1 protein-coding gene and 1 pseudogene are annotated in these 1,924 nt (G+C 33.3%); both read left to right on the top strand.

Annotated elements, in window-relative coordinates; genetic code table 11:
• The first annotated feature begins 649 nt into the window (after window positions 1–649).
• Window positions 650–1,338, top strand: a pseudogene (locus tag ACFIMQ_RS09285) (hypothetical protein).
• Between the two features lie 79 nt (window positions 1,339–1,417).
• On the top strand, window positions 1,418–1,753 hold the full coding sequence (locus tag ACFIMQ_RS09290) for a hypothetical protein (RefSeq protein WP_375703921.1): 336 nt from the start codon (window positions 1,418–1,420) through the stop codon (window positions 1,751–1,753).
• The last annotated feature ends 171 nt before the right edge of the window (window positions 1,754–1,924 follow it).

Raw genomic sequence — 1,924 nt, forward strand, 5'->3', positions numbered from 1 at the left:
CAGCTATAGAAAATGCGTAAAAACAGTAGCTTTGTTTGAATAAAGCAAAAATGCAAATGAATGCATTGGTTATAAGAGCGCGGTGCCTATTAAGACAGTTTAAATGATAAATGCGTTATAAACAAAATTCACAAAAAATTTTAAATTCATTTAGTAAAAAAATTGATAGGTTATAAAGATAAAAAAACGCATTATGAGAGCGTTTCTAAATATTATAAATGTATAGATTCAAAACATAACGCAATCGTTTCTAAAGCCATAATATAGCTCTAAAAGCATATAAATATAAAAGAAGCATTTCATAAACACATGATAACATTAATACATAATGAAATTTAAAAAATACAAAAAAATATCAAAAAAGATAAAATATTAATTGACAATAAATACGTATTTTGTTATATAAATAATCAAGTGATTAAGAAACACTAAACAGATAGCGAATGGGTTACGATAAACCTAATCCTATTATAAAAACTGACTTTCTTTTATGCTTGTGTTAGCATATATGATGATTTTGTCGGGTGTCGTTACGCCATACAATACTCTTTATGAGAAAAGCGTAACAACGGACTATCTGCCGTGTTTCTTAGCGCCCGGCGCCCATTAGGGTGTCAATAAGAAACTTTTAAACAGATAGGTTTTAAATATGAAAAATATCTCAAAAAACACCCCCGTTAATAAGAAAAAAATATCTAAAAAATATGAATTTACAAGCGAAATGGATTGCGTAGCTGGTCATTTCTTATATCGCATTCGTGCTTTAAGAGATTTTGGTGATGTCAAAAAAGGCGATCTAGGGGATTTATTGAAAAGGAAAGCAACTTATCTCACAAAGGCAATTGCTGGGTTTATGATAAAGCGCGTGTTTTTGAAAATGCAAGGGTTTATGACAATGCTAAAGTCAAAGGCTTTTTTGTAGACGTTTATGGCGATGCACGTATTTATGGCAATGCTATTTTTCAAGGCATGGCAATAAATGATTATTGTGAGGTTTATGGCAATGCCCATGTTGAAAATGCTGTTATAATTGAAGCGAATGTCAAAATTTATGATAACGCCCGTGTGAGTGGCCATGCTCATATTTCTGATATGTCTGTTATTTGTGATAATGCTCATGTCGGTGGCAATGCAAAAATAAGTGATGGTGCTTATATTTGTGATGATTCCTATGTCGTTGATGATGCCGTGGTTTGTGGTTCTTATGTATCTGGTTCTTCTTGTGTTCATAGTGCTGCCTCTTTAACTGAAGAGGATCAAATTCATGATGAGGCAATTCCAAGATTTGGAAGTGATGATGATTATTACCGTCATGAGTATTATGATGAGGCTGTGTAATTAACACTAGGCGCGGCGGGGGCGCCCCTTTTAAATATCTCATTTTAAAATTTAAATCTATTTATAAAGGAATAGTGTTATGCAAAAGAAATTTGCACTCACAAATGAGACACGTGTATTTAATAATAAAACTCTTTATCGCATTAAAGCTTTAAGAGATTTTGATGATGTCAAAGCTGGTCAATTGGGCGGCTTTATTGAAAATGAAAATAACTTATCGCATGATGGTAATTGCTGGGTTTATGAAAACGCGCGTATAGCAAATGACGTGCATGTTTATGAAAATGCTCATATCCATGGCATTGCTGTTATTCGTGAAAATGTCGGCGGGTCTACTAAGGTTAAAACCTATACTGAACGTCTCTCTCCTTATGGCGAGTTAGAAATTGTATGGGTCTCACCTAATGTAACGTAAATAAAATGCGGGCGCGGCGGGGGCGTCTTCTTTCCAATCAAATTTTCCTAACCGTTTAACACATATCTATTATGTGAGGGTATCTCTATGTCTCAAAAATACGAATTAACCAGTGAAATCAAAAAAATCAAACATGCTCTTACTCGAAATATTATAAATCTTTATCGCATT

Source organism: Bartonella sp. AD13SXNS, assembly GCF_042196465.1.
Classification (GTDB): domain Bacteria; phylum Pseudomonadota; class Alphaproteobacteria; order Rhizobiales; family Rhizobiaceae; genus Bartonella.

Excerpts from the sequence above, each read along its gene's own strand:
- ACFIMQ_RS09290 (WP_375703921.1), top strand. The coding sequence starts at position 1,418 with ATGCAAAAGAAATTTGCACTCACAAATGAGACACGTGTATTTAATAAT.